Raw genomic sequence first — 22782 nt, forward strand, 5'->3', positions numbered from 1 at the left:
TCGTTGCTGGCCGAATCGCCGATGCCGCCCCTAGTGTCGACACCAACGACGCCGACACCGACGTCGGCTTTGGCAGCGTTGCGGAGGGGACCCAATGCAGTTCGACTTGACGACCTTAGACAGCAGCACCTATGTCTTCGCGGGGACACTGATCCTTGGCCTGGTTCTGGCAGCCTTCATCGCGGTAGCGGCCATGGCCGCCCTTGCGTTGCTCGGAGCCGGGAGCCTCGCCTGGTTCACCGTGAAAAACGTGCTGGGCGGGCTGGTCCACGGCATCAATTTTGCGTGGGACCAACTGGTCCACCAGGCCGGAAAAGTGGAACTTCCGGTGGAATTCCCATCGCAAACCGCCCCTAGCACAGGTACCTACCCGCGGGTAGCATTGAGGGACAGCTGAAGGGTCCCCCACCCGAGGCGGATCCTGGGCTCGAACCGGCACAACCGGCAAGAGGAGTCCTCCCATGACGTCCGCCACTGATAACAAGAGCAGCGGCGTCACGGCCGCAGAAGCCCGCGCCGTCGCCGAGGCCGCCCGCGACACCGAATGGAACCGCCCGAGTTTCGCCAAGGGATTGTATTTGGGAGACTTCGATCTCGGGCTGATACATCCCTGGCCCCAGGCAAGAGCCGAAGACGTCCAGCGCGGCGAAGAGTTCATGGCGAAGCTGGCGGAGTTCTGCGGCACCATGTCCGGCCGAACCATCGAACGCGATGCAAAGATCCCGGACGAATACCTCGCCGGCCTCACCGAGCTAGGCGTTTTCGGCATGAAGATTCCGCGCGAGTACGGCGGTTTGGGCCTCTCGCTGGTCTATTACGGCAGGGCGCTGGCACTGCTGGGGTCAGTCCACCCGAGCCTTGGCGCGCTGCTGTCGGCCCACCAGTCCATCGGCGTCCCGGAACCGGTCAAAGTCTTCGGCACTCCGGAACAAAAGCAGGAGTACTTGCCGCGTTGCGCGGCCGGCGCCATCACCGCCTTCCTGCTGACGGAGCCCGACGTCGGCAGCGACCCCGCGCGGATGGGCTCCACCGCAGTGCCAAGCGACGACGGCGAGTCTTACCTTTTGGACGGCGTGAAACTTTGGACCACCAACGGCGTGATCGCCGAACTGGTAGTGGTCATGGCCGTGGTGCCTGCGCGCACCAACCCGGATGGAACGGTAGAAAAGGGCGGAATCACGGCGTTCGTCGTGGAAATGGATTCTCCCGGCATCACGGTGGAGAACCGCAACGCGTTCATGGGTCTGCGCGGCATCGAGAACGGCGTGACCCGGTTCCACCAAGTCCGCGTACCGGCCGCCAACCGGCTGGGCCGCGAAGGCCAGGGACTCAAGATCGCGCTCACCACGCTCAACACCGGCCGGCTCTCGATACCCGGGCTGTGCGTGGCGGCGGGCAAGTGGTCGTTGAAGATCGCCCGCGAATGGTCCAATGCCCGCACCCAATGGGGCCGGCCGGTCGGAAAACACGAGGCCGTCGGCAAGAAGATCGCGTTCATCGCCGCCACCACTTTTGCCCTTGAAGCCGTTTTCGAACTGTCTGCCGAGATGGCCGATGCCGGCCAGAAAGATGTGCGGATCGAGGCCGCTCTGGCCAAGCTTTGGTCCACTGAACTCAGCTACACGGTGGCTGATGAGTTGGTGCAGATCCGCGGCGGCCGTGGATTTGAGACGGCGGATTCCCTGGAGGCCCGCGGGGAACGCGCGGTGGCCGCCGAGCAGTTGCTGAGGGACATGCGCATCAACCGGATCTTCGAGGGCTCGTCCGAGATCATGCGCCTGCTCATCGCCCGTGAAGCCGTCGACGCCCACCTTTCGGCAGCGGGCGAGCTCGCCTCCGCGGACGCAACCCTGCAGGAGAAGGCGCGTGCCGCCGTCGGCGCCTCAGGTTTCTACGCCAAATGGCTCCCTAAGTTGGTGGCCGGAGCCGGCATGGACCCGCGGTCCTACAGTGAGTTTGGGCGTTTGGCCAAGCAATTGCGGTATGTGGAGCGGGCTTCGCGCCGGCTCGCCCGGCAGACGTTCTACGGGATGGGCCGCTGGCAGGCGAGGCTTGAGCACAAACAAGCGTTCCTCGGCAGGATCGTCGATATCGGGGCCGAGCTGTTTGCCATGGCTGCGTGTTGCTCACGGGCCGAAATGCTGCTGCAGACCGCACCGGAGCAAGGCGCTGCCGCGTACGAACTTGCCGAAGCCTATTGCGAGCAGGCCCGGATTCGCGTGGACGGATACTTCGACCAGTTGTGGCGGAACACCGACGACGTCGATCACGAGTTGTCCTCGAACGTCCTCGCGGGCGACTACGCCTGGCTTGAGGCCGGAATCCTTGACCAATCCGAAGGAACGGGTCCGTGGATCGCCGACGCCACCCCGCGCGCCTCGTCGAAGGAGAGCCTGCACCGGAAGTACCGCTAGCCGGAGTCGCCGTCGAGGTAGTACCAACGCCGGTCGATCCGCAGGAAGCGGCTGTTTTCGCGCTGGACTCCACGTTCGCCGTCGGAACGGTAGTGCGCCGCGAACTCGACCGTCCCTTCGGTGTCCAAGGGACCGCCCCCGTGCGTCGCCAGGATGTCCAGCCGGCGCCATTCAATGTCCGGGTCCAGGTCCAGCGCGGCAGGCCTGGTGTCAGGGTGCCACGTGCGCAGAAGATAATCGCTGTCAAGGACCACGAACGCCGAGTAGCGCGAACGCATGAGCTGTTCGGCCGTGGGCGCATCGGCGTCTCCACGGTGGAAGCGTCCACAGCACTCGGCGTACGGCTCTCCGGACAAGCACGGGCAGGCGCCTAGGCGGAGGCGGGCCGGATCGAGTGACATTGGTGCCCTATCTGGAAGAGAAGGTGAGAGCTAGGCAACAAATTTTGTCACAGCAGATAACAGCTTCGAAACAACCTCGGCAAGCCGCAGTTTGGCGGATGATTCATTCAGATTTCGACCGTAGTCTAGAAGACATGCCCGCAGACCTTCGGTTGCGGCGCCCACCTCACAACTCTGGCTCGGGGAGGCTACGTGGAGGATCCAACAACACTTGGCCTCAATCTGACCTTTTTTGGAACGCTCGGGCTGGCCTTGTTGATGTTCCTTGGTTTGGGCTTCCTGATGGTTGTCACCTTGGTGCTGGCCGGCGTCGGGAAGCTGCTTTGGATCATCCTGCTCGCGATGGTGGGGATCTTCCCGAAACACGATGCCGTACCGGTTGTGCACTTGCCCCCGCGGCCTCGACGCGCCCCCGCCCCACCGTCGTATTCCGAGGAATCGACGACGGCGGAAGACGGCTTGCCGGGCACCGGGCCATTCGTCCCGGGGAGACCGCGTCCTGGAATCGTTGGGACCACAAGGTTGCTGTGGTCGGCGTCGTGGGCTGCTGTCCGGAACTTCCCGTGGAAGTCGCTCGTGAACCCGCGGGCCTGGCCTAAGCCCACCCAGATCAAAGCCGGAATCGCAGCCACGGCCACCGCCGTCGCCACAACCCAGGCCAGGGAACATCCCTTCGTGGTTGCGGTGAAGCAGGATCCTCCGGTCCTGAACAGCCAGTGGGCCGCTGCCGTCGCCGAGGCTGACGCCCGGGCCGCAGCGCGGGAGGCTGAACGGGCGCAGGAAGCTGAACGGGCGCGGGGAGCGTCAGCCGGTGAGGAAGCGCCTGCTTCTGACGAGGAACCCGACGAAGGGAACCCGGCGGAGTCGCCCGGGACTACCGCGCCGGTCCGCGAACACCGGGGAGACCCCCATGGCGGCAAGGCTGTCTCATCCGGCCGCGTGACCGCCTCTGCCGGGGCGCGCCCCCGGGCGTAGCGTCCGCAGCGCCCGGCTGGTCCGGGCTCAGGCGGCCAGTTGCCTGAACCCCGTCCCGTGGTAGATGAGGGGCTCGGCGTCGTGGTTGATCTCCACGGACTTCACTTCGAGGACGACGATCGCGTGGTCGCCCGCAGGCGTTTCGGAGACCACTTCGCACTCAAGCACGAGCGCCGCGCCGTCGATCAGCACCGCACCGGCGTCGCTCGTTGAGGTCGCAAGGCCGGCGAATCGGTCCTGCGTCCGCGAGGAGAGCTGCAGGCACACAGCCTCCTGGCCCTGGGCCAGGATGGAAACACCCAGACGAGGGGCGCGCCGGAGCTTGGGCCATGTGGTGGAGGAGTTCTGCACCGCAAACATGACGAGCGGCGGTTCGAGCGAGACTCCCACTGTGAAGCTCGATGCCACCAGGGCCTCCGGTACGAAGCCGACCATGGCACTGAAAGCCGCCACGCCTGAGGGAAATTGCGCGAACGCCTGCTTGATCGAAGCGGCTCCATCCACCGTTACCTGGGTCATGGCGGGTTCCTTTCTCTGTAGTTTCGTGCCTGCCTTCCTACTAATTCACTGGACGCCGATAACGGCAATATTTGTGTATTCGCGTGTCGATTCAGGTCAATTCTTAATTCGACATGCGTTGTTTTCGTTACCCCGCAATACGAAAAGCGAAGAATTTGTACGTTTTTCGAGTGCGCCGGCCACGACATGTGTAGCGTCGTGTCAATCCATTGCACAGCCTTGATTCTTCACGGAGGAAGCCGGAGATGAGCCTCAGCGAGCTTCGAACCCTGGGACGCACAGGCGCCCTGATCAGCCCCCTTACCCTGGGAACCCTTAACCTTGGGACGGGTTCGGCGCCCACGGGCGCCGAAGAAAGCATCCGCATTGTCCATGCGGCCCTCGACGCCGGCATCACGAGCGTCGATACCGCAGACATCTATTCGCAGGGCGAGGCAGAGGCTATTGTGGGCCGGGCCCTCCATGGCAGGCGGGATGACGTTTTCCTTTCCACCAAGTTCCATGGACAAATGGGCCCGAATCCCGCCCACGCGGGGAATTCCCGGCGCTGGATCATGAAGGCCGTGGAAGGGAGCCTGCACCGCTTGCAGACGGACAGGATCGACCTTTACCAAGCACACCGTCCCGACTACAACACGGACGTCCTGGAAACCATCACGGCCCTCAACGACCTCATCCGGCAGGGCAAGATCCTCTACTACGGAACGTCGGTGTTCACGCCGTCGCAGCTTGTGGAGGCACAGTGGATCGCCACTACGAACCATCTCATTCCGCCAGTGGTGGATCAGGTGCCCTACTCGTTGCTGGTCCGGGCGAATGAGCGCGACGTCTTCGCGATCACGCAGCAGTACAACCTTGGCGTGCTCAGCTATGGACCGCTCGACGGCGGCTGGCTCTCCGGGAACTACCGCGTGGGAGTCCCCCAGCCCGCAAGCTCCCGCGCGTCGGCCGTTCCCGGGCGCTTCGACGTCTCGGCACCTTTCAACAGGAACAAGCTCCTGGCCGCCGATGCCTTGGGCCGCGTCGCCGAGCGGCACGGACTCACCCTCATCCAGCTCGCTGTCGCCTTCGCCTTGAATCATCCGGCCGTCAGCAGCGTGGTTATCGGTCCACGCACGGAGGACCATCTGGTCGACTACCTCAAGGCCGCGGATGTTGTCCTCAATGAAGCCGTCCTGGATGCCATTGACGACATCGTGTCGCCCGGCACCAACTTCCTGGAGCGGGACGCAGGTACGGTTGTCCCGCACCTTGAATACGCGGAACTTCGACGCCGGTAACCGGCTTTGCGGACAACAGCCCAGGCCGCGCGCCGACTATACTCGTTCGCAATCATGACGAGCCTTCCGACTTCCGCCCAACCATCAAAAAGCGCCAATGTGCGCATTGACGCCTGGCTCTGGGCCATCCGTGCTTACAAAACCCGTTCCGCGGCCACAACCGCTTGCAGGGCAGGACACGTGCGAATCAACGGGAACCCGGTCAAGGCTTCCCAGTCCGTGATTATCGGCGACACCATCCGTGTACGGCAGCCTGGCTTCGAGCGCATCCTTGAAGTGCGGAGGCTCATTGCAAAAAGGGTAGGGGCTGAAGCAGCATCCCACTGCTTTACCGATCACACTCCGGAGCGCCCCGCCGCGCCCGCCCTCGGGCTGCCGCAGCGCGACCGCGGCGCAGGACGGCCCACCAAGAAGGACCGGCGCGATATGCAGAAGCTCAGGGGACAGTAGCCCAGCTGACAGGGGGACGGCTGGCGCCCGGCACGGCCCGGCGTCGGGCAGTTTTGTCCCTCGGCTCTGCAGGAGGGTGAGCGACGCGTAAAGCGACGGCGTAAAGTGGCAAGGGACGCCGATTCTGGACGCCGCGCTGCCGAAGGAGAGAACGTGACCATTGACTGGGACGAAAAAAGGGCCTTGCTACAGGAGCCCAACATTGCTGCCGTGACGCAGCTGTGCGACGAACTGATGGCCAAAAGGCCAGGTTCCACCGTGCCTTACATCGATCCGGTGCATGACGAAGATGAGTGCCGGATCGTCACCCTCCAGACCAGCCCCGGGCGGGCTCCCGCCTCGGGTTTCGTATCGCACCTCAACGACGACGACGCCGCCCGGCGTGCGCAGCTGATCTATGACTCAGCCGACTTGGACGTCCGCTATGTCATGCCGTGGAACTGCTACCCCTGGGTCCGCGACCCGGAACTGCCGCCGGCACTGAGCGCACAGGAGAAGACCGACGGGCTCCGCCCGTTCCGCCAGTTCCTCAAGATCAACAAGCGGGTTTCCGCCGTCGTCGCCCACGGTGCGGAGGCCGCCGCCTTCCTTGCACTCTTTGAGAAGACCTACCACTCCCCGCTCCGGCAGCACGGGATCAAGGTCTACAAAGCAAGCGCGCTCGGTGGTCGGGCGTTTGCCCTGTCCGAGGCGAAGCAGCAGGAACTCCTGGCAAAGAACATCGAAACCTACCGGGACGCGATGCAGCGGGCAGGCATCCAGCACCTCTAGGGGCTCTTTACACCGCAGTGACGGCGCGAAGGACCTCCCGTGCGGTGTCTTCCCATCGCGGCAACACCCTGCTTGCCGCCTCGGCTGCCGCCCGCCATCCCTCCCGCAGGGCAGGGTCGCCAAGCCATCTACGCAGGAGCTTCTCCAACGATCCGATTCCTGCGGTGAGATCGATCGCTTCACCGGCCCCGTGGGCGCCGAGCGCTTCGACGGCGCCGGTTCCCTTACGGACCACTACCGGTATGCCGTGAGCCAGGGACTCCTGGACCACCATGCCGAAGGACTCCGAGTGTGAGATCAACAGACTGAGATCAGCGCGGAGCCACTGCTCCTCCAAGGCCTTGCCGGAAAGCTCAGCTGTTGTTTCCACCCGCTTTTCAAGTCCATTCCGGATGATGCGCTCCCGCACGGCGGTGGCGTAGGCGGGGTCTGCTTCTGTGGAGCCCACAAGGGCCGCGGTCCACTCCAGGTCCTTGATCCGGGCGAGCGCGTCGACAAAGAAGATCTGGTCCTTATTGGGAAGCAGGGCGCCCACCATAATGAAATGCGGTGCCGCAGCACCTCGTGGACTCGGGAGCGCCTTCGATGGGAGATCTACACCGGGGATCGCCAAGTGCACGTTGCGCAGGCCCAGGCTTCTGGCCGCTTCGGCAGTACGGGGACCGGTGCAGAGAAGACCCGTCGCTGCGCGGAGCGCGCTCATTTCCACTGGATCCTCCGCGGAAGGGGGCATGTGGAGCAGTACCCAGACGCGGCGCCCTGCACTAGTTGCTGTCTCAATCTCCGTGCGCGCGCCCGAGGCAATCAGGCCGTCGACAATGTAGATGGGCGGGGTGCCTCCGGCAAATGCATCGGGAAAGGGACTCCGGTCGTCCCCATTTCCCGAAGGCCGGCCGCCGTCGAACTCGCGGACGGAGACCTCTGCACCCTCCGCGCGGAGTGCCTCAGCCAGCCTCGCGTTATAGACATTTCCCCCGGAACGATGGCGCACATTCGCGGGCAAAACCATATAGATCTCGACCAAGGGTAGTCCTCCATCAGGCCGGTCGTTTTGTCCTCACGGTCCTCAGACCATGGTGTTGACCATATAGCCCGGGCGGCTCAGGAGGAAGGCGAACTACGCGCCCGGCGCTGCGCATCGGCGGTAGATTGTGGGCATGGGACAGACTTCTTCAGACGGTCGGGATGTGTTCGCTGGTCGGCTCTTGGGGGTCGCGGAGTTCACCCACGCACACTGGTTTTTCGGCAACCTCTACGAGGCCGTCGTCAAAATCCCGGACCGGGTGGCGGCCGCGGAAGCGAGCCGTGAACTCCCTCGAACCGCCTTCGGAGCGGGAAGCCCCGGGCGCTACTACGCGCCGATCGCGCCGCTCAGTGCCCCTGCCGCCGTCGCTGCCCTCATCAGCGGATGGAGGCATTCCGAAAGCCGGACTTGGCTGATAGTGGCCGCCGCCAGCTCCGCCACGGGTGCTGCCGCTACGGCGTACCTGCTGCGATCCATCAACCCCAAGCTGTTCTTCAGCCTGCAGCCCCTCGACGAGGAGCGCCGCAAGCCGCTGTTGAAGCGGTGGTACAGGGTCCACGCCCTCAGGCTCACAGCCAGCGCGGTTGCCCTGGCCGCCATCCACCAGGCCCGGACGATCCGGCTGAAAAGCCACGGATAGCAATTCCGGATCGATCCACCAAATCGGCGTACAATATTCTGTACGCCACTTAGGGAGATCACCATGCGCACACTCAGCTACTCGGAATCCCGAGCCCACTACAAGGAGACTCTCGACGCCGTCACGAATGACCGGGAAGAAGTAATCATCACCCGGCCAGGCAAGGAAGACGTCGTCATAGTTTCGCGTGATGACTACGAGTCCCTCCGCGAGACTGCATACCTACTGCGCAGTCCGGCCAACGCGCAAAGGATCCTTTCGTCCATCGAGGAACTGGAAGCTGGCCGGGGCGTGGCCCGGGATCTCGCTGAATGAGGCTGATCTGGTCCTCGGCGGCGTGGGAGGACTACGTTTGGTGGCAATCCCAAGATCGCAAGACACTGAAGAGAATCAATGGGTTGCTGCAGGACATAACCCGGCACGGCAATGAGGGCATCGGCAAGCCCGAGCCGCTGAAACATGGTTTCCACGGATATTGGTTACGGCGCATCACGGACGAGCATCGCCTGGTGTACAAGTTCGTCGAAACTGACGAGGGCATCGAGGTGCTAATCGCGGCTTGCAGGTACCACTACGGTAATTGAGGGAGGGTTTGGCGGTTCCTGATCCGCGATTCGCCGAAATCAACTCCCACCCGGCCAATCTCCCAAGGCCCACGGCCCTTGTACATTGGCCTGCCCACGGCCACGTGGGGTACCCAGCGAGGCGAGCGGAATCCAAGGGCAGGGGAGCTGAGGATGAAGTCGTCGATGTTGTCGACGAGCAATTCATCCAGGAGTTCGTGAAGGGCGTGCACGAGGGATAGCTGATAGTCGCGCACCGCGGCGGGTATGTCCACTTCCAGTCCACACACTCCGCCCCCGCCTAGGACGATCAGCCTTTCCGAACTGCCGGAAAAGGCCCCGAGCACAGGCAGCGCCTCAAGCCACGCAACGGTCCTGAGCTGGGCGGACTCGGCGCTGGTGTTGCCTTTGGTCCAAGCCGCCACGTCCCGGCAAAAGTCCTCAAGGACACCCAGGTGCAACAGCGTCATGTGCAATCCCCGCAACCGGCGCAACGCAAACACGTAGCGCGCCAACTCCTCGTAGTCCGAGGGCCCCGCCCCGATACCGAGGACCGGCACTTCCACCGTGATGGGCGGTGCTGCCCGTCTCGCTGAATCCCATCCCCCGCGCGGACGGCTGGCCATGGGAGTAATTATGCTCCCGCAGCAGTTCTTTCGCCTCACGAATGCCGGTTCGATCGACTGGCCGCCTATTGAGTGTCTCTCAGTATCTGAGGCAGGAATCCCATCTGGTCGAGGCGCCACGTCAGCAACGGGGTCAACTCACTCGGCACCAGGCGGAGGCGGTATGTCCTCCTGCCGTCGCCAATAGGCTCGATAACGCCTCGATCGAGGAGCTTCCGGATGTTCTGGCTACGGGTTGCAGCCGAGCCCGGGAAAGCCGATTCAAGGTCCGCGGCTTTCGCCTCCCCCTTCTTCGCGACGATGAACAGTGCACTTGCTTCATTCACCGTAAACCTCGCTGTCTGCAGTCCTCTTCGCAAAGCGGGCAGTAGAAGTTCTTCCGTTACGAAACCCTGGGTCCCCAACATCGAAAGTTTCCTCATGTCAGCCAAGAGTCCCTCCAGAAAATAGGTAGACCACCGGACGAGAGCCGCAGGCTCTAGCGAATCCGCGTCCTTGAGACGTTCGTAGTAGAGACTTCTGTTCTGGCCAAACACTGCAGTAGGGTTCAGCCCGCGGTAGCCGGCGGCGTCAGAGAACCCGTGTCGCCTCATCGCCGCATACGTGAGGAGTCTTCCAACGCGCCCATTTCCGTTCCCAAATGGATGAATCCATACGAAGCGGTGGTGGGCTAAAGCGATCTTCAGCAGTTCAAAGTTCTGCTCGACATCTGCATTGATGAAATCCAGGAGTGAAGTCATGTCACTGTGGACATCACCCGGAGCGGGCGGGCGGTGGGCGGATCCGCTGATGGTGACATCACTCAGCCGGTATGCGCCAGGCGTACGATCGCCCTCACGCTCAAGCCCTTCAACCGATATTCGATGGATTTCCCGAACAAGTCCGTGTGTCAGCGTGGTTCCCGGGCTCACCGTTGCATCGACGAAGGCCGTTGCTTGTTGCAGCTGGACGATCTCTTTAACGCCATCATTTTGCTGCACGTCGCCATAGCGATCGGCCCGTTCCACGCCCGCCACGGCGTCGACAATCGATGTGCGGTTTCCCTCGATACGCGCGCTCATGATGTTCGAAATCAGCTGGAAGAGGTCCTTCAACTGCGAAAAGATCGCAGGATGAGTCGTCCCGTCACCCATGTCACTACGTATCCGTTCAAGCTCAATGATGGCCTTGGCCAGCGGAGAACTGAACAGGAAGTCGGGAAATTCGATGGGCTTCATCGCATCAGGATTTTCGCCAGGGTATTCATAACAATTAAGACTATGCCCTGCTGCGCCCCTAGAAATCAACCAACTCCCCGCCATGAGGGCATCAGATAATTAAATCTGGGACATCCAGCATTTAAGTCGAAGCTCACCCAGCAAGGCAGTGAATCTTGACACTGCCCTGTGACCCGTGCCATATTCGTAGAGTGAACCTGTCAGACAGCCGGACAGCCGGACAGGCCGCCCCTGGACAGCCAGCCGTCAGCCAGAAAGCTGCGGCTGGCCAGCGCAACGCCACAAGCGGCGCCGTCCCCCGGCCGGCCCAAGCACCCAGGGCATCAAGCCCCCGGCCCCTCGCCCGCTTCAGTGCCGCGGAAGCCGTGTTCAGCGCCATCCGCCAGGACATTGAAGACGGAACCGTGGAAGTGGGGGCCAAACTCAGCTCCGAGGCCACCTTGGCCGCGCAGTACGGGGTAAGCCGCTCGGTCATCCGCGAGGCGCTCCGCTCGTGCACTGCGCTTGGGCTGACGGTCACTAAGACCGGCAAAGGCACGTTCGTCGTCGCGGACCGGGTGGCCAATGACCTCGCACTCGGCCAGTACTCGGCACGGGACCTCAACGAGGCACGCCCGCATATCGAGGTCCCGGCAGCCGGCCTCGCGGCGAAGCGCCGCAGTCCGGAAGACCTCGAACACCTCAAGGAAATTTTCGCTTCAATGGCAGCCGAGACCGACCCTGAGACCTGGGTCAGCCTCGACGCCAGTTTCCATTCTGCCATTGCCCGCGCAAGCGGCAACAAAGTCTTCGAAAGCGTTGTCGCAGACATCCGCGAAGCCCTGGCCCATCAATCCGAAACCTTGAACATGGTGGCCGACCGCCAGCATGTTTCAGACGATGAACACCTCCGCATCGTCGAAGCCATCGAAGCCGGCGACGCCTCCGCCGCCGAAGCCGCCATGGCCGACCATCTCAGCGCCGTCAGCGTTGCGTTGGACTCCATCCTCAGCAAATGATCCAGCAACTGAAGGAAGTCATGCCCACCCCGCATGCAACGCACAGTGCTCTGCACGAAAGCGCCGCCACCACCCCGGCAGCAACCAATCCGCCAACCCCGCGCCATGTCCCCCTCGCGGAACAGACCCGCGACGGCCTGGTCGAGAGCATCCACTACGGTTCCCTTATCGCCGTCGGGCCTGACGGCGATACGCTCCTCCAAGCGGGCGAGCCCGATGCCGCGTTCTACCCGCGGTCCTCGCTCAAACCGCTGCAGGCGGTCGCCATGATCCGCGCGGGACTCAAGCTTCCGGAGAACCTCCTCGCCCTCACCGCAGCCAGCCACTCCGGCGCCGCAATGCACCTCGACGGCGCCGCACGCATCCTCGAAATGCATGGCCTGGACGAAAGCGCGTTGGAAAACAGCACCGACCTCCCCTACGGCACCGCCGAGCGCGAAGCATGGCTCCGCGCCGGCGGCAAGCCCACCCAGCTCGCGCAGAACTGCTCCGGCAAGCACGCGTCCATGGCCGCCACGTGCGTCATCAACGGCTGGCCTGTCCAGGGATACCTGCACCCCGAGCATCCCCTCCAGTTGCTCGTGAGGGACACCATCACCGAACTCACCGGCGAAGACGCAGCCGCCGTCAGCACGGACGGTTGCGGCACTCCGCTCTTTGCCCACAGCCTGCACGGAATGGCCCGGGCGTATGGCCGCTTGGCGGCAGCGGACAACGAAACAGCAGAAGGCCAAGTAGCCCACGCCATGCGCACCTTCCCCGAGATGGTCGCAGGCGAGGGCCGCGACGTCACAGCAATCATGCGTGCGGTTCCCGGATTGCTCGCCAAGGACGGCTTCGAAGGCCTCCAGCTCATCGGCCTGCGCAACGGCACCGGCGTCGCCATCAAGATCGCCGACGGCGGCGACCGCGCACGCATGCCCGTCACCGTGCGCGTCCTTGAGGAACTAGGGCTCGACGGCGGCCAGCTCGCCACGCTCGCGAGCGCGCCTGTGTTGGGCGGCGGCCACCCTGTTGGCGTACTCCGTGCCGCGAACTTCCTCGCATCCAACTGACTCCAACTGACGCAGTCAAACAAGCACAAAGACCAAAGGACAGCAATGACATCTGCCGTGCCCTCCACGACAATTCCAGGGTTCCGCTCGGAACACGATCTCCTCGGCGACCGGGACGTCCCTGCTGATGCCTACTGGGGCGTGCACACGCTGCGTGCCATCGAGAACTTCCCCATCACAGGTCACCCGTTGGCCAGCAACGCCAACCTCGTCAAGGGCCTGGCCGCAGTCAAGCTCGCTGCCGCCCGCACCAACCGCGAGCTCGGCCTCCTGGACGACGAACGGGCGGACGCCATCGAGCAGGCCTGCCAGGACATTCTGGACGGCAAGCTCCGCGAGCAATTCATGGTGGACGTCATCCAGGGCGGTGCCGGCACCAGCTCCAACATGAACGCCAACGAGGTCATCGCCAACCGGGCCCTTGAAATCCTCGGCCACCCCAAGGGCGACTACGCCAGGCTGCACCCGAACGACCACGTCAACTTGAGCCAGTCCACCAACGACGTCTACCCCACCGCCGTCAACCTGGCCACCATTTTCTCGGTCCAGGGCCTCCTTTCGGCTCTCCAGGAACTCCAGGTCGCGTTCGCGGAAAAAGGCCAGGAGTTCCGTTCGGTAGTCAAGATGGGCCGCACCCAGTTGCAGGACGCCGTCCCCATGACCCTCGGCCAGGAATTCGGCGGTTACGCAGTGACCGTGGGCGAGGACCGGGCCCGGCTGGCCGAGTCCCAGCTGCTCATCCACGAGATCAACCTTGGCGCCACTGCCATCGGAACCGGCCTGAACGCCCCCGTTGGATACGCCGCAGCAGCCTGCAGGCACCTGGCCGAGATCACGGGCTTGCCGCTGGTCACGTCTGTCGACCTCATCGAGGCCACCCAGGATGTGGGCGCGTTCGTCCACCTCTCGGGCGTTCTCAAGCGCGTCGCCGTCAAGCTTTCCAAGATTTGCAACGACCTCCGCTTGCTGTCCTCCGGACCGCGTGCGGGACTGGGCGAGATCAACCTCCCGGCTGTGCAGTCGGGATCGTCCATCATGCCAGGCAAGATCAATCCGGTGATCCCGGAAGTGGTCAGCCAAGTGGCGTATGAAGTCATCGGCAACGATGTCACAGTCACCATGGCAGCCGAAGCGGGACAGCTCCAGCTGAACGCCTTCGAGCCGATTATCGTACACAGCCTCCACAAGAGCATCTCCCACCTGGAAGCCGCGTGCCGCACACTCACGTCACGCTGCGTCCGGGGCATCACCGCGAACACCGAACGCCTGCGCCTCACGGTAGAGCAGTCGATCGGACTCGTCACGGCACTCAATCCGCACATCGGCTACGCCTCCGCAACCGCCATCGCCCAAGAAGCGCTGGCGAGCGGCAAGGGCGTCGCCGAGCTCGTTCTCGAACACGGCTTGCTGACCTCGGAGCAGCTCGATGAGCTCCTCCGCCCCGAACGCCTGGCCAACCTCAGCAACTAGGCTGAGCCGCGCAAAACGTCCGACGACGGCGGCGCTCACCCGCCGCCGTCGGGCCTGAACGCGCGAAAAGACCGGCCGGACGACGAGATCCGGACCCCCAACAGGACACCCCCTAAGGATTCCCATGACCAATGCACCCATCACGGACCACACGGTCCCGCCACAGGCGCACGCCACCGAAAAGCTCCTCCACGCCGAGGACAAGGGCTATCACAAAAGCCTGAAGCCACGCCAGATCCAGATGATCGCGATCGGCGGTGCCATCGGCACCGGCCTGTTCCTGGGTGCCGGCGGCCGCCTCAACGCTGCGGGCCCCTCGCTCGTCATCGCGTACGCGGTCTGCGGCTTCTTTGCCTTCCTGATCCTGCGCGCCCTCGGCGAACTCGTGCTCCACCGCCCGTCGTCCGGCTCCTTCGTCTCTTACGCCCGCGAGTTCTTCGGCGAGAAGGCTGCGTTCGTCTCCGGCTGGTTCTACTGGATCAACTGGGCCACCACCACCATCGTGGACATCACCGCCGCAGCCCTCTACATGAACTTCTTCGGCAAATACGTCCCGTGGATGGGCGTTGTTCCGCAGTGGGCATGGGCCCTGATCGCCTTGGTCGTTGTCCTGGGCTTGAACCTGGTTTCGGTCAAGGTGTTCGGCGAAATGGAGTTCTACTTCGCGCTCATCAAGGTGGCCGCGTTGGCGGCCTTCCTCGTGGTCGGGACCTTCTTCGTTATCTTCGGCACGCCCGTACCGGGCCAGGAGGTCGGCTTCAGCCTCCTCACGGACCACGGCGGCATCTTCCCCAACGGCCTGCTGCCGATGATCATCCTCATGCAGGGTGTGCTGTTCGCCTACGCCTCCATAGAACTCGTGGGCACGGCTGCAGGTGAGACCGAGAACCCCGAGAAGATCATGCCCAAGGCCATCAACTCCGTGGTCTTCCGCATCGCCGTCTTCTATGTCGGCTCCGTCATCTTGCTGGCACTGCTGCTGCCGTACACCTCGTACGAGAAGGGCGTCAGCCCGTTCGTGACGTTCTTCGGCCACATCGGAATCCAGGGCGTGGACGTGATCATGAACCTCGTGGTCCTCACGGCGGCGTTGTCCTCGCTGAACGCCGGGCTGTACTCCACCGGCCGCATCCTGCGCTCCATGTCGGTGGCAGGTTCGGCTCCGAAGTTCGCCCAGCGGATGAACAAGGCCGGTGTCCCCTACGGCGGCATCGCCATCACCGCCGGCGTCTCCTTGCTCGGTGTTCCGCTGAACTACCTCGTCCCGGCGCAGGCGTTCGAAATCGTGCTCAACATCGCCTCGGTGGGCATCATCGTCACATGGGCCACGATTGTCCTGTGCCAAATGCAGCTCAAGCGCTGGGCCGACAAGGGTTGGCTGAAGCGTCCGTCCTTCCGGATGTTCGGCGCCCCCTACACCGGTTACCTTTCGTTGCTGTTCCTGGTGGGTGTGCTGGTAATGGTGTTCATCGACTCCCCGCTCACCATGCTGGTCACAGCAATCGCCTGCGCCCTCATGGTGGTCGGCTGGTACCTGTGCCGCAAGCAGATCCACGAACTCGCCGCAGCCCGCGACGGCTTCACCGGCAGCTCCCCCGTGGTCGCCAACCTACCGGTTGCCGGCGCAGAGGACAGGATCTAGCCCTTTCAGTACTCGCCCAAAAATTAAGTGCCCGACGGCGGCACCTGCGGTTTCGTTCGTTCGGAACCGCAGGTGCCGCCGTCGTGCGTTGGGTGCCCAGACATCGGATCATTCGCCGTTAGGATGTAGCCATGGCTGTCACAGATGAAGCGATCAGCAAGATCAAGGACATGCTGATCCGCGGCGAACTCAAGGCCGGGGACCGCCTTCCTCCGGAAAAGGAGCTGAGCGAGCGGCTCGGCCTCTCGCGAAGCTCCCTGCGCGAAGCCGTCAAAGCCCTCGAACTCATCCGGGTCTTGGACGTGCGGCGTGGGGACGGCACTTATGTCACCAGCCTTGACGCCAAGTTGCTCAACGAGGCCGTGGCGTTCGTCATTGATCTTCATCAGGACCGTTCCATCCTGGAGCTCTTTGAGGTCCGACGAATCCTGGAGCCCGCCACCGCGTTCATCGCGACAGGCAAGATCACTCCAGCTGCACTCACGGCCCTGCGCGCCACGATGGACGGGATCGACGAGAACACCGACGTCGAAGAACTCGTGGCCCACGACCTCGAATTCCACGGCATCATCACCCAGGCCGCCGGAAACGACTACCTTGCCGGCCTGCTCGAGGCGCTCTCCAGCAACACCGTCCGGGCCCGCATTTGGCGGGGGCTGACCCAGGAAAAAGCCGTGGCCCACACCTTGGCCGAGCACAAGGCCATCGCGGACGCCTTGGAACGCGGCGACGCCGAGCTGGTCCGGGCGCTCGTGACGGTCCACATCAGCGGCGTCGAGAGCTGGTTGCGCCAGGCGCTCTAGCTCGCGCCGATGCTTGGCACGCTACAGGTTGCCGATGCCGGCGGCACCGCAGGGCAATCGTTTCCGGTACGCTACACCCCGGGCTTCAGGAAGAGTTCGACGACGGGCACCGCCACGTCCGGTCGCTGGACAGGCAGCTTCAATGTCAGGGTACCTGCTGGCTGTCCTCCAGGGGTCGTGTTGATTGCTTCCCGGTCCGGTGCGATCTCGAGCATCGCGACTTCGGACGCGTCGTTGAGTAGCTGGGCGTATCCGACCTTGCCGGCGAGATCCGGGAGGTGGACGTATTCGAAGGGCCACGCAAACAGGTGCACGTAAAGGCGGTCGCCGCGGCGCGTGTACCGGGCATCGGCGGGCGGGGTCCACGCCGCAGGCCCAGCACTGTAGATGGCCCGGGAATGCAGCTTCATCCAGTTGCCGATGCCGCGGAGGGACTCCACGGCCCTTGGATCGAAATTCCCGCGGGCCGTGGGACCGACGTTGAGGAGCAGGTTTCCGTCCTTGGACACTCCGTCAACCAGCATCCGGATGAGCATGTCCGCGGACTTGTAGTCCAGGTTGTCCCGGTCATAGCCCCAGCTGCCGTTGAGGGTCTGGCACGCTTCCCAAGGCACCTCGACGCCGTTCACCACCATGGGACCGGACGGCTGGTACTGCTCGGGCGTGGCGAAGTCGCCGGGAATGTCCAGGCGGTCGTTGACGATGATGCCGGGCTGAAGTTCCCGGACCATCTTCAAGAGTTCCACGGAACCCCACGCCTCGCGCCCTTTGCCGCCCCAGACGTTCTTGTGGGCCTCGCTGGAATAGGAGAAGTCGAAGAAGAGGTAGTCGATTTGGCCATAGTTGCTGAGCAGCTCGCGCACCTGGCCATGGAGGTATTCGCGGTAGCGGGCCATGTCGCGGCCCTCGTTGAGCTTCTCGGCGTCGGGGTTGTCCCGTCCGGGGTGGAACCCGTCGATGGTGAAATCCGGGTGGTGCCAGTCAATGAGTGAATGATAGAAACCTACCTTCAGGCCGAATTCCCGCAGTGCCTCGACGTATTGGGCCACCAAGTCCTGGCCGGACGGAGACTTGGTGGATTTGTAGTCGGTGAGTGCGGAATCCCAGAGGCAGAAGCCCTCGTGGTGCTTGGTGGTCAGCACCACGTACTTCATGCCTGCATCCTTCGCAGCACGGGCCCATTCCCGCGGATCGTAGAGATCCGGGTTGAAGTGCTGGAAATACTTGTCATATTCCTCGGAAGGAATGCGTTCGCGGTTCATGACCCACTCGTGCCGGGCCGGCAGGGCGTACAGGCCCCAGTGGACAAACATGCCGAACCGGTACTCCGTGAACCAAGGTGCTTGGGCGATCATTGCGGACATCTTCACCATGTGCTTTCAGTTGGACCGCGGCCCACATCGGACCTTCGGGAAATCTGTAATCGGCCAGCGTTCCGCCGACCATTTCGTTGCCGGCCCCGGGTGCGGACGGAGGCCAGTAGCAGCCGTCGTGGACATCGACGGGCGTGACGAAGTGTTCGTGCAGGTGGTCGACGAACTCAATCATCCGACCGTTCTTGTCGCCGGAAACTGCCACGAAATCGAACATCGACAGGTGCTGCACGGCCTCGCAGAGACCAACGCCGCCTGCATGCGGGCAGACGCGGACGCCGAACTTCGCGGCGAGGAGGAGGATGGCGATATTCTCATTCACTCCTGCCACCCGCGCCGCGTCCAGCTGAAGGACCTGCAGCGACCCGGCCTGCAGCATCTGCTTGAACACCACCCGGTTTTGGACATGCTCACCCGTTGCCACGGGAATCGGCGCCACGCCGCGGGCAATCGCCGCATGGCCCAAGACATCATCGGGGCTGGTGGGTTCCTCGATCCAGGCAATGTCATAGGGGGCCAGGTGCGCCATCCATTCAATGGCTTCCTGCACGTCCCAGCGTTGGTTCGCGTCCACGGCGATCTTGATGGCCGGGCCCACGGCATCGCGGGCTGTGCGGACGCGCCTGACGTCGTCGTCGAGGGAGGCTCCCACTTTGAGCTTAATCTGCCCGAAGCCCTCAGCAACGGCTTCCTTTGCCAGACGCACAAGTTTGTCGTCGCTGTAACCCAACCAGCCCGGCGTCGTGGTGTATGCGGGGTATCCCTCCGCGAGAAGCGCTGCCCTGCGGGCGGCGCGCCCCGGCTCCGCCGTCCGCAATATTCCAAGCGCGTCATCCGGGGTCAGGGCATCGCTGAGGTACCTGAAGTCCACGAGCGCCACGATCTCCTCGGGGCTCATTCCGGATAGCAGTTCCCAGAGCGGGAGCCCGGCCCTCTTGGCCTTGAGGTCCCAAAGCGCGTTGACGACGGCGCCGATCGCCATGTGCATCACGCCCTTTTCGGGACCGAGCCAACGGAGCTGGGAATCGTGGGCGAGGAGCTTCCACGTGCCACCCATATCGCCGAGAAGCTCCTCGACGTTGCGGCCCAGGACGTGGTGGCGGAGTGCTTGGATCGCCACGGACTCCACCTCGTTGCCACGCCCGATCGTGAAGACAAACCCGTGGCCCTCGTGGCCGTCACCGGCGTCGGTGCGGATCACCAGGTATGCCGCCGAATAGTCCGGATCCGCATTCATGGCATCCGATCCGTCCAGTTCCTGAGAGGTGGGAAAACGGATATCGAAGGTGTCTACCTCGGTGATGACGCTCATTGTGCTCCTTGCTTGGCAGCAGGACTTTACTGGGAAGCGTAAACATCCGATGTCTACATTGTCAATGGGTCACATTTCCGTATTATGGAGAGCAACAGCAGACTAGAGCTCGGATGTTAGAGCCAGCGCACGGAGGAATACATGACCATGAAATTCGCCCGGCTGGGCACTGCCGGAAATGAAAAGCCGGTTGTCATCGCCCAAGACGCCACCGCCACCGAAAAATACTTCAGCCTTGACCCGCTGACGAAGGACATCAACGGAGAGTTCCTCGCCACGGACGGCATCGCACGCACCCGGGAAGCCCTTGATGCTGGCAGTCTGCCCGAAATTTCGGCCGAGGGACTCCGGATCGGTTCCCCCATCGCCCGCCCCGGCAACGTCGTCTGCATCGGCCTCAACTACACCGCCCACGCGGCCGAATCCGGCGCCACACCACCGGAATCCCCCGTGGTGTTCCTGAAGCCGAGCAACACCGTCAGTGGACCGTTCGACGCGGCGCCCATCCCGCCGTCGTCGGAAAAGTACGACTGGGAGGTGGAGCTCGGAATCGTCATCGGCCGCGAAGCGTCATACCTTTCCAGTACCGAGGAGGCCGCGGACTGCATCGCGGGCTACGTCGTCGCCAACGACCTCTCCGAGCGCGACTACCAACTGCCCGGAGCCGCAGGCCAGTGGACCAAAGGCAAGTCGCTTCCGCAGTCCACTCCCCTCGGTCCGTGGCTGGTTCCCGCAGATGAGCTCGACGCCGGCCACCTCGCCTTGCACACCTGGGTCAATGGCGAGATCCGGCAATCGTCGGATACGTCGGACATGATCTTCGACGCCCTTACCGTGGTCCACCACCTCAGCCAGTACATGGTCCTGGAGCCCGGCGACGTCATTCTCACGGGCACTCCGGAAGGCGTGGCACTCTCCGGGCGGTTCCCCTACATCCAGCCGGGCGACGTAGTGGAGCTTGAGGTAGAAGGGCTCGGCCGCCAGCGACAAGAGTTCTACCGGGCCCGTTCCGGCTCGCTTGCATCAGTAGGCACTGAGAAGGCCACTCGGTGAGTACCGAATTCGCAGGACTCATCGCCAGCCGGGCCACTGGGAGTTAGCGACGTAACGCAACGCCCGCGCAACCCTCCTCCACCCCCGATTCGCCTATGCTCAACACCAGGCAATCGATGGCGATCCACCAAGGAGCAGGCATGAGCAATTGGCGTATCAGGGACTTCCATTCCTCGGACATGGACGGCATCCTGCACCTGTGGGAGTCGCTCAAAGCGGACAACGTGGATCCGGTCTATGCGCTCTCCGAGGTCCTGGCCTCGTGCGAGAAGGACCACGCCGTCGTGGCGGTGCAGGGCGAACAGGTGGTCGGTGCCGCCGTCGGACGCGCGGCCCATGATCAGGGCTGGATTGTCTTCCTGGCCACGCTGCCCGAGTTCCGGGGCCGCGGGATCGGCACCTCGCTGCTGGCCGCCGTCGAGAACCGGATGACCCCGCACGGGCTCAACAAGCTCTCGGCGCTCATGCCGGAGTCCGAGACCCGGGTCGAAGCGTTCCTCGGCCGCGGCTTCCTGCTCAAGCAAAACCTGCATTACTTCGAACGGACCATCCCGGTCCAGCGCCAGGAACTCGAGCCGTTGAGCCAGCTCGGCGGCCGCATCCTGGCCCGGGACCTGTGGGAAAACGTCGCCGGCATGCGGCGCGAAAAGGAACTGCTGGAACGCCGCCTGGTCCTTCCCCTGGCCGAGGCCGACCTCGCCGATCAATTCGGCGTGGTGCCGCCGCGCGCCGTCGTGCTCTTCGGGCCGCCCGGGACCGGCAAGACGACGTTCGCGAAGGCGATTGCGTCCCGGCTCGAGTGGCCGTTCGTGGAGGTGTTTCCTTCGCGGCTGGCCTCCGATCCCAAGGGCCTGGCCGGTGCGTTGCGTGAGACGTTCCTGGAAATCGCCGAACTGGAGCACGCCGTCGTCTTCATCGACGAGGTGGAAGAGATCGCGTCCCAGCGCTCCGGTGAGCCGCCGTCGCCGCTGCAGGGCGTCACCAACGAACTCCTCAAGATCATCCCGGCCTTCCGCGAACAGCCCGGGCGCCTGCTGGTGTGCGCCACCAACTTCATCCGTGCCCTGGACTCCGCCTTCCTGCGCCACGGCCGCTTCGACTACGTGATCCCCATCGGCCTGCCCGACGTCCACGCCCGCGAGGCCATGTGGCAACGCTTCATCCCGGCCAGCGTGGTCGACTCCGTGGACGTGGCGCTGCTGGTGTCACGGACCGAGGGCTTCTCCCCCGCGGACATCGAGTACGCGGCACGGAGTGCCTCCCAGCGTGCTTTGGAAAAAGCGGTGTACGACGACGGTGCCGGCGCCTCCAGCGGGGGCGGCGCACCGGCGTCGAACGGCCGCAAGGGACCCGTGACGCAGGACTACCTCGACGCCATCGCCGACACCCGCACCACCGTCAGCGAGGAAGTCCACCGGGACTTCCTTGAGGACATCGACGTACTGGGCCGGGTTTAACGCAACGCGGGGTCACTTAAGGCCCATGTTCGGGCCCCGGATGGGCGCTAAGTGACCCCGCGTTGGACAAGGAGGAACCGTGAACCTGTTTCTGACAATCCTGAGCGGCGTCGCCTGGACGACGGTCTACATTTGCGCGATCCGGATCGGGTTTCGCGGCAAGACATACGCGATCCCGGCAGCGGCGCTGGGCCTGAACTTCGCGTGGGAGGTCACCTACTCGGTGCATTCGCTCAGCACGAGACTCTCCGTGCAGGGTGTCATCAACATTGCCTGGGCCTTGGCTGACGTCGCGATTGTGTACACCTTCTTGGCGTTCGGCAGGCGGGAGCTTCCCGGATTTGTCACCCGGCCGCTGTTCATCGGATGGGCGATCCTGCTCGGTCTGGCCTCTTTCGCCGTGCAGTGGCTGTTCATCGCCGAGTTCGATTGGGATCCCGCATCCCGGTACGCGGCGTTCCTGCAGAATCTCCTCATGTCCGGCTTGTTCATTGCCATGTTCGCGGCCCGCCGCAGCCTGCGGGGCCAATCCCCGGTGATCGCCGTGGCGAAGTGGATCGGGACACTCGCGCCCACCATCACCTTCGGGGTCCTCGAGAGTTCACCGTTCATTCTGGGCATTGGGGCCCTGTGCAGCATCTTCGACCTGACGTATATCGGACTGCTGTTGTGGGCAAAGAGGAACCCGGGCGCGCTCTCCAGGGATCGGGACCCGGGGGGCCTTCCGGCGGTACCCTGA

General features: G+C 63.7%; 24 protein-coding genes. 17 read left to right on the top strand and 7 right to left on the bottom strand.

The window, feature by feature from the left end; translation table 11 throughout:
• The first annotated feature begins 94 nt into the window (after window positions 1–94).
• The gene (locus AB0O52_RS09045; RefSeq protein WP_364536417.1) at window positions 95–397 is read left to right on the top strand and encodes a hypothetical protein; all 303 of its coding nucleotides are present in this window, start codon (window positions 95–97) and stop codon (window positions 395–397) included.
• Window positions 398–461: 64 nt separating this feature from the next.
• On the top strand, window positions 462–2414 hold the full coding sequence (locus tag AB0O52_RS09050; protein WP_364536419.1) for an acyl-CoA dehydrogenase family protein: 1953 nt from the start codon (window positions 462–464) through the stop codon (window positions 2412–2414).
• On the opposite strand, the gene AB0O52_RS09055 is transcribed toward AB0O52_RS09050, so the two are convergent.
• A complete protein-coding gene (locus AB0O52_RS09055) occupies window positions 2411–2815 on the bottom strand; it encodes a YchJ family protein (protein WP_364536422.1) in 405 nt (134 codons plus the stop codon). The two genes, AB0O52_RS09050 and AB0O52_RS09055, sit on opposite strands and share 4 nt — an antisense overlap.
• A gap of 192 nt (window positions 2816–3007) precedes the next feature.
• On the opposite strand from AB0O52_RS09055, the gene AB0O52_RS09060 reads away from it, so the two are divergent.
• Window positions 3008–3790, top strand: coding sequence for a hypothetical protein (locus tag AB0O52_RS09060; RefSeq protein WP_364536425.1), 783 nt, complete (start codon window positions 3008–3010; stop codon window positions 3788–3790).
• A 27-nt stretch (window positions 3791–3817) separates the two neighbouring features.
• On the opposite strand, the gene AB0O52_RS09065 is transcribed toward AB0O52_RS09060, so the two are convergent.
• Window positions 3818–4309, bottom strand: coding sequence for a flavin reductase family protein (locus AB0O52_RS09065; RefSeq protein WP_364536428.1), 492 nt, complete (start codon window positions 4307–4309; stop codon window positions 3818–3820).
• A gap of 245 nt (window positions 4310–4554) precedes the next feature.
• Here AB0O52_RS09065 and AB0O52_RS09070 point away from each other — a divergent pair, with 245 nt between their 5' ends.
• From AB0O52_RS09070 to AB0O52_RS09080, 3 genes are all read left to right on the top strand, one after another.
• The gene (locus AB0O52_RS09070) at window positions 4555–5589 is read left to right on the top strand and encodes an aldo/keto reductase (protein WP_364536431.1); all 1035 of its coding nucleotides are present in this window, start codon (window positions 4555–4557) and stop codon (window positions 5587–5589) included.
• 54 nt (window positions 5590–5643) lie between these two features.
• Complete coding sequence (locus tag AB0O52_RS09075; RefSeq protein WP_364536434.1) at window positions 5644–6039, top strand: RNA-binding S4 domain-containing protein; 396 nt, start codon at window positions 5644–5646, stop codon at window positions 6037–6039.
• Window positions 6040–6192: 153 nt separating this feature from the next.
• Window positions 6193–6810 carry a uracil-DNA glycosylase gene (locus tag AB0O52_RS09080; RefSeq protein ID WP_364536437.1) on the top strand — a complete coding sequence of 206 codons (618 nt, stop codon included), beginning with the start codon at window positions 6193–6195 and terminating at the stop codon, window positions 6808–6810.
• Between the two features lie 7 nt (window positions 6811–6817).
• Here the strand turns inward: AB0O52_RS09080 and AB0O52_RS09085 are convergent, their stop codons facing one another.
• Window positions 6818–7834, bottom strand: a complete 1017-nt coding sequence (locus AB0O52_RS09085; protein ID WP_364536440.1) for a glycosyltransferase family 4 protein — start codon at window positions 7832–7834, stop codon at window positions 6818–6820.
• A 133-nt stretch (window positions 7835–7967) separates the two neighbouring features.
• Between AB0O52_RS09085 and AB0O52_RS09090 the strand changes: the two genes are divergently transcribed.
• The 3 genes from AB0O52_RS09090 to AB0O52_RS09100 all read left to right on the top strand — a co-directional run bounded on the left by AB0O52_RS09090 (window position 7968) and on the right by AB0O52_RS09100 (window position 9058).
• A complete protein-coding gene (locus AB0O52_RS09090) occupies window positions 7968–8474 on the top strand; it encodes an anthrone oxygenase family protein (RefSeq protein WP_364536443.1) in 507 nt (168 codons plus the stop codon).
• Between the two features lie 63 nt (window positions 8475–8537).
• Window positions 8538–8789, top strand: a complete 252-nt coding sequence (locus AB0O52_RS09095; protein ID WP_364536446.1) for a type II toxin-antitoxin system prevent-host-death family antitoxin — start codon at window positions 8538–8540, stop codon at window positions 8787–8789.
• On the top strand, window positions 8786–9058 hold the full coding sequence (locus tag AB0O52_RS09100) for a Txe/YoeB family addiction module toxin (RefSeq protein WP_364536449.1): 273 nt from the start codon (window positions 8786–8788) through the stop codon (window positions 9056–9058). The genes AB0O52_RS09095 and AB0O52_RS09100 overlap by 4 nt, the downstream gene beginning before the upstream one ends.
• On the opposite strand, the gene AB0O52_RS09105 is transcribed toward AB0O52_RS09100, so the two are convergent.
• Window positions 9046–9663 (bottom strand): hypothetical protein, encoded by a 618-nt coding sequence (locus tag AB0O52_RS09105; protein WP_364536452.1) that lies wholly within the window; start codon window positions 9661–9663, stop codon window positions 9046–9048. The two genes, AB0O52_RS09100 and AB0O52_RS09105, sit on opposite strands and share 13 nt — an antisense overlap.
• 65 nt (window positions 9664–9728) lie before the next feature.
• Window positions 9729–10880, bottom strand: coding sequence for a Fic family protein (locus AB0O52_RS09110; protein ID WP_364536455.1), 1152 nt, complete (start codon window positions 10878–10880; stop codon window positions 9729–9731).
• A gap of 191 nt (window positions 10881–11071) precedes the next feature.
• On the opposite strand from AB0O52_RS09110, the gene AB0O52_RS09115 reads away from it, so the two are divergent.
• The 5 genes from AB0O52_RS09115 to AB0O52_RS09135 all read left to right on the top strand — a co-directional run bounded on the left by AB0O52_RS09115 (window position 11072) and on the right by AB0O52_RS09135 (window position 16848).
• Window positions 11072–11878 (top strand): FadR/GntR family transcriptional regulator, encoded by an 807-nt coding sequence (locus AB0O52_RS09115; protein ID WP_364536458.1) that lies wholly within the window; start codon window positions 11072–11074, stop codon window positions 11876–11878.
• Window positions 11875–12933, top strand: coding sequence for an asparaginase (locus tag AB0O52_RS09120; protein WP_364536461.1), 1059 nt, complete (start codon window positions 11875–11877; stop codon window positions 12931–12933). Before AB0O52_RS09115 ends, AB0O52_RS09120 begins: the two co-directional genes overlap by 4 nt.
• A 45-nt stretch (window positions 12934–12978) precedes the next feature.
• A complete protein-coding gene (gene aspA, locus AB0O52_RS09125) occupies window positions 12979–14403 on the top strand; it encodes an aspartate ammonia-lyase (RefSeq protein ID WP_364536464.1) in 1425 nt (474 codons plus the stop codon).
• 124 nt (window positions 14404–14527) lie between these two features.
• A complete protein-coding gene (locus AB0O52_RS09130; RefSeq protein WP_364536467.1) occupies window positions 14528–16045 on the top strand; it encodes an amino acid permease in 1518 nt (505 codons plus the stop codon).
• Between the two features lie 131 nt (window positions 16046–16176).
• Window positions 16177–16848: a FadR/GntR family transcriptional regulator gene (locus AB0O52_RS09135; RefSeq protein ID WP_364536470.1), complete on the top strand. Its 672-nt coding sequence runs from the start codon at window positions 16177–16179 to the stop codon at window positions 16846–16848.
• Between the two features lie 71 nt (window positions 16849–16919).
• On the opposite strand, the gene AB0O52_RS09140 is transcribed toward AB0O52_RS09135, so the two are convergent.
• The gene (locus tag AB0O52_RS09140; RefSeq protein ID WP_364536473.1) at window positions 16920–18161 is read right to left on the bottom strand and encodes an alpha-L-fucosidase; all 1242 of its coding nucleotides are present in this window, start codon (window positions 18159–18161) and stop codon (window positions 16920–16922) included.
• Window positions 18076–19533, bottom strand: a complete 1458-nt coding sequence (locus tag AB0O52_RS09145; RefSeq protein ID WP_364536476.1) for an L-fuconate dehydratase — start codon at window positions 19531–19533, stop codon at window positions 18076–18078. The genes AB0O52_RS09140 and AB0O52_RS09145 overlap by 86 nt, the downstream gene beginning before the upstream one ends.
• A gap of 141 nt (window positions 19534–19674) precedes the next feature.
• Here AB0O52_RS09145 and AB0O52_RS09150 point away from each other — a divergent pair, with 141 nt between their 5' ends.
• The 3 genes from AB0O52_RS09150 to AB0O52_RS09160 all read left to right on the top strand — a co-directional run bounded on the left by AB0O52_RS09150 (window position 19675) and on the right by AB0O52_RS09160 (window position 22782).
• Window positions 19675–20586, top strand: coding sequence for a fumarylacetoacetate hydrolase family protein (locus tag AB0O52_RS09150; RefSeq protein ID WP_364536479.1), 912 nt, complete (start codon window positions 19675–19677; stop codon window positions 20584–20586).
• A gap of 140 nt (window positions 20587–20726) precedes the next feature.
• Window positions 20727–22043, top strand: a complete 1317-nt coding sequence (locus AB0O52_RS09155; RefSeq protein ID WP_364536482.1) for a GNAT family N-acetyltransferase — start codon at window positions 20727–20729, stop codon at window positions 22041–22043.
• A gap of 79 nt (window positions 22044–22122) precedes the next feature.
• On the top strand, window positions 22123–22782 hold the full coding sequence (locus AB0O52_RS09160; RefSeq protein ID WP_364536485.1) for a hypothetical protein: 660 nt from the start codon (window positions 22123–22125) through the stop codon (window positions 22780–22782).

Source organism: Arthrobacter sp. NPDC080073, assembly GCF_040686575.1.
Classification (GTDB): Bacteria; Actinomycetota; Actinomycetes; order Actinomycetales; family Micrococcaceae; genus Arthrobacter.